Origin of the sequence: Hoylesella timonensis 4401737 = DSM 22865 = JCM 15640, from assembly GCF_000455445.1 — a bacterium.
Classification (GTDB): Bacteria; Bacteroidota; Bacteroidia; order Bacteroidales; family Bacteroidaceae; genus Prevotella; species Prevotella timonensis.
Window position 1 is genome coordinate 78003 of record NZ_HG417094.1, and the last position, 5173, is coordinate 83175.

The 5173-nt window shown below is 42.2% G+C and carries 2 protein-coding genes; both read left to right on the forward strand.

The window, feature by feature from the left end:
- Positions 1–40: 40 nt before the first annotated feature.
- Positions 41–205 carry a hypothetical protein gene (locus tag BN35_RS13700; protein ID WP_154653967.1) on the forward strand — a complete coding sequence of 55 codons (165 nt, stop codon included), beginning with the start codon at positions 41–43 and terminating at the stop codon, positions 203–205.
- A gap of 146 nt (positions 206–351) precedes the next feature.
- Entirely contained in the window at positions 352–4950 is a 4599-nt protein-coding gene (locus BN35_RS06130) for a hypothetical protein (protein WP_145992943.1), read from the forward strand.
- The last annotated feature ends 223 nt before the right edge of the window (positions 4951–5173 follow it).

Genomic DNA, 5173 nt, shown 5'->3' on the forward strand with positions numbered 1-5173 from the left:
AGGTGTGCCTGTTTGGCATATCCCCTAAAAAGCAAATGAGATGAACAATAAGAAGTATTTAACGCCATCTATCGTATTGCTTCCTTTGTACATGCCCGGTCCGAATATTGGTTCGCAGAACGATGCAGAGGTGCAAGGCGATGATTATGAAGACGGAATGGTTTGGGATGAAGATTCCCAAAGTTGGAAATGGCCCGATCCCTAAACAGGTTGTTGGCTCAAGCTATGATGCTGTGGTAGGTAGCGGAGGAGACCACTATGTACAGACAGTTAAAAATAATCATTTATTTCTCCATAATAAAAAACATAAACACATCGGATTTTTTACTTCGATTTAATTTTATGACAAAGATGAAGCAGTTTTTACACATAACCGCATCTACAATCTTCATGCTCTTGGTCTTCTGCTTGCCCATGTCGGCTTTTGAATATGTGGACGTGACTCCTTCGAACAGTAAGGTGTCGAAAGTGGACGTGGGAGGAGACAAAGTCAGCAGCATCACGCTGACCGTTACGCTCAAAGACAACGAAGCTCCCAACGGACAGGCGCAATTGCGTTTGGCGACGGATGAAAACAAATTGGTGATGGGTGAAACCACACAGTTGTTGGACAATGTGCTCATACAAAAATCAACAAATCCCAACGTTTGGGAAATCACATGGAACAACGTCAAGGCAGGCGACTATAAGGTGTATTTCCAACAAACAGATGGCAGCGGACACACCTATTTGCATGCCATTCAGGTGGTGGAATTACCAGAACCGCCGGCTCCGAAATTAACCCTGACAAAAAAGGATGTGACATGCGGATCTCCTGGATATGTAAATGTTGAGTTGGCAGGAGGTGCAAAACCCTTCAGCTATAAAGCAACCATTAAACATCATAGAGGAGGAAGCGACATCAGAACTAAAGAAAATACCTCCGATAGGGGTTGGGTCATCGACAATTTAGAAGATGGCGACAATGTGACTGTTGAGGTGACCGATGTAAAGAGCAGGAAAGTATCTGCTTCCAGCGGTTCTATCAGTTCTGTTTCTCCAGAATTCTATTCAGACGGAACCATGTATTTTGTCAAGCGCACGGGGAAGGACACATTCGACTACTATAAGTCTTTTAAGATATCATGCGATGACGAGAAAGGCTTGAAGGAAGCATTGGATAAGTTGGTCGAAACTGTTAAAATTAAAGGTGCTGATGGAAATTGGTATCCATTGGAATATGCCCCCGCTTATACCACTAAATTTTGGAGCGGATATTGTCGTTATTTCTTTAAAATCCCCTTTGGCAAAGGAAACTTAAAATTCGAAAAGAATCGGAATTATGAAATTAAATTTACGTGGCTTTGTGGGGGAGAAAAAACAGAGTGGTTCCGTATTTGGGACACTACTGTGAGAGATATGTTGTGGCGCGGAGCATGGACGTATGGAACACCGACAGATGATTGTGGATGGAAAGACACATCTTATGAATTGTGTTATAGTTTTGAAGGAAGAAAGTCTTTGGGTGGTCAGCGTGTTTATTATTTTATGGACGAGGAGCATCGCAATGCAAAAATCTATAAGCGAAACGCCGACCACACCTATCCTTCCGAGCCCTTGATGGAGGTCCCCATGTGGACAGAACAATTTGATATCGAAAAAAGATTCACATTCCATTTACCTGGGCCTGGTGTGTACAAGATGGTTTATTCCACAGGTAACCCGCTAACAGATTTTGAACACGAATTTATTTTTAGTGATCCCAAGCCGGATATGGCTTATTATGCGTCAAAACCGCGCTACAGGACATTTCAAAGAAAGAGTTTGGGTATCCACGGCAACACAGCCGGCATCGTTTTCTCTACTATCAACTTGGAAGGTCCTTTCCAAGTGATTGTAAACAGGCCTGATGGCAAGAAGAACTTTATGATCACTGATTTTGGTGACGACCACGAATATCAAAAAACAATCAACTTCCCGCAGACGATAGACTTCACCAAGCCAAACGGCCACTACAATATCGGAGATTTGCCGGCAGGTGATTATGTGTTTACGTTAAAGGACCAATGCGGAAGAACAAGCGACACCCGGATCACAATTGAAGACGACAACTTGATGACTTATAAGCCGAGAAGAGACCATGGGTTTGGCGAGGGAGTCTTGGTTGAATACAGTTGTGATAACCAAAGCAACAAGGTGAATTTTGACTTTGGGACTACTGAGGACAAGGTTTTGTATTCCAGATCAACTTTGCAGTATGGATATGTTACCCAAAAAGTTAAAAGCTCTACTTCCGACGATTGGACTTACAGTACTGACAAACCGAGTGATTTGAAAGACGACGTCTATTTCGGCATCAGTTATTATCCCTATATTTCTAGCGGTGCCGATATATGGTCTCCTGGAGACGAAGAGGTTTATTCGGCAATTGCAAAAGAAAAACGCACATATGCTATTAATGAGGTCATGAACATCCATAAGAATGATGGCACCGCTTCTTGGAAGCCTGTGGATCAGCCTGACCCTTATTGGGCAAAGTCATACAAGTTTGTCTTTAAGCCAAGCGAGGTGAATGCTTTTGATGTGACTGGAGCTTCTTGTGATGTTAATGCGAAGAAAGGTAATATATCTGTCTCCTTACAAAGTGGAAAGACAGTTACCATGCCGGCTACGTATGAACTTTATAAAGCAGATGCAAACGGAAACCCACAAGGATCTGCCATCCAAACTTACACAGTGAATTCTACTGAACAGGCAAATGTGGTATGGAAAGATCTTGTAAAAGGCATCTACGCTGTTAAAATTGTTTATGGATCTGAAGGCAGTTGCAACATGAAAAAGGTTGTTGACCTGACAACGGCTGACCTTCCTCAAGTCATTGTGAAAACTCCTACAGGTTATGAGGTGAAAGATAATGTCTATATAGACATTACTGATGGTATGAAGCCATTGCAAGTTTCTCTCCCCGTTTCAAACCACGTTTACGATGTTGCTTGGTATGATATCACGAACGGAAAGGACGAATTGAAGCAAAAAGGTAATAATATTTACGTTACTTTCACGGAGCCAGGAACATATATTTATGAAATCCGGACTCAGTTTACCGACAACACCTCATGTTCGGGTTCTTCGGGAGGAACAAGACTGGTAAAATTTGTTGTTACTCGCAATGAGCAAAAGAACTACTGGATGGGAAGCACCGATGAGAACAATGGTGACAACTTCAGCGTTGCATCAAACTGGACAGCTAACAAAGTTCCTGCAGAAGGGGAAGACATTGTTTTTGCAACCGAGGAAAACAACAACGGCCACGCAGCGGTGAACGATTGCCGACTGACCGGCACAGAAAGACTGCCGTTGAATTTCACTGCAACAAATCTCGTTAATGAAAGCCAAAAGGCCATGGTTATTCCTCAGGGCTCCGCTTTATATGTAAAAACCTCAACTGTGGGATTTGAACATCAGAAAGATAATAACGGAAAATATGCCCCTGTGCGTCTAAAAATAGAAGCAGGTTCTAATGGCAAGGCAAACGGAACATTTGTCGCACGCTATCAAGGAGTAGAGAAAGACAAGATTTATGCGGAAGTTCAGATGAACGTACTTACCAAGGCAGTAAATGAGACTTGGAAAGATAATCTCACGGGTTCACCGACGTTCGGAAAAACGCTTTATATTAATTCGACGGATCAGTTCTTCGGAATACCGTTTGCGGAAATGTCGGCAGCACAATTCCCGAAGTCAAGGCTCTATGTTTATGATGAGGCGCACAATGCAAAAAAGATGTTTTACCGTAAGTTTAGAAACGTGGCAAAAGGTGAAACGATGCATGCATTCAAGGCATATTCCATTCGTCGTGACGAACCGCGAACAATGCCACTGCGAGGCTACCTCAATTATAACGATGTTACATTGAAACTCACCCGCGAGGCTGCCAAGGTGGAAGGTGCATCTGGCGAAGAGTCGTTCGTTAGATGGGGATTAGGACAGAATTTGTTTGGCAATTCATTTACTGCGCCAATCAAGATCAGTTCGATTACAATGCCAGACGACTTAGAAAAAACGGTTTATCTCTATAATACAGGAAGTGGAAAAGACTGGACTGCTACGCTAAGCAATAAAGATGCAAAAGGTGCTGGCACCTACACGGCTGTTCCAATCGATATAGCAGCAATACTTGACATGAATGAAATTCCTTCTATGCAGGGCTTCCTCCTCAAATATACGAAAGACAAAACCGTTTACAGCACCACTCCTACAGAGGTGAAATTGAGTTATAACAATAATGTCATGACGACAGCATCACTTCCGCAAAGAGCTAAGGCATACGAGATGGAAAATAATCAACCTACTGGATTTGTCAAGCTTGTTCTTCTGGGTGAGAAAACTGGCGACCAAATGTGGCTTTGTGAATCAGAAAATGCAACAGAAGGATTTGACAATGGTTGGGATGGTAGCAAGCTCGGTGGCGAAATGATGCCGACAGCTATTTATTCTACAACGAAAGATGGTATCTGGCAAGTCAATACGACTAACGATATTACTAAGGCAAACATCACGGTGAGAGTTTCCGAGCCAGGCACATATTGCATCAAGGCAACCAAAAAGGGTCTTGAACAATATGAAAATCTTAAATTGGTAGACTATCAATCAAGGATTATCACTCCTTTTGATGCCGACACGCTCTCTTATTCGTTCGCGACAGATGTCAAGAGTATGAACCAGAACAGATTTGTGTTGATGAATACTTCTGCAACCATGTTTGAAGACATCAAGACAGGCATTGACCTTCATAGCGAAACATTGACAGGAGATTTCCTTATCTATAACCTCGCAGGAGCTTTTGTGAAAGATGTCAGTCTGTCAAATGAAAGAACATTCCGCAAGTTAGGATTGGCACCAGGAGTTTACATCGTCGTTAAGAAAGATAGTATCGACAAGACGGGTAGAAAGCTGGTCATCACCGATTAAGCTGTAAGTTAAATATTTTGGAAAGTATGTAATCTAATCTTCGTCTTTTCCTGCATATAGATAAAAGGTTGCTTCTTCAAGAAAAGTCATGATATGCAGATAATTGGAATGAATTTATAGACTACTACACGTAGAGCTGAAGAAACAAAAAAGAACGTTTCTTCAGCTCTTTTGGTTCTTAGTATGTGCATTATCAGACAAACTCAGGAAGGGAGTCTATTTT

Bases quoted from the DNA above. Each gene is read 5' to 3' on its own strand.
- BN35_RS13700 (WP_154653967.1), top strand. From the start codon at position 41: ATGAACAATAAGAAGTATTTAACGCCATCTATCGTATTGCTTCCTTTG.
- BN35_RS06130 (WP_145992943.1), top strand. From the start codon at position 352: ATGAAGCAGTTTTTACACATAACCGCATCTACAATCTTCATGCTCTTG.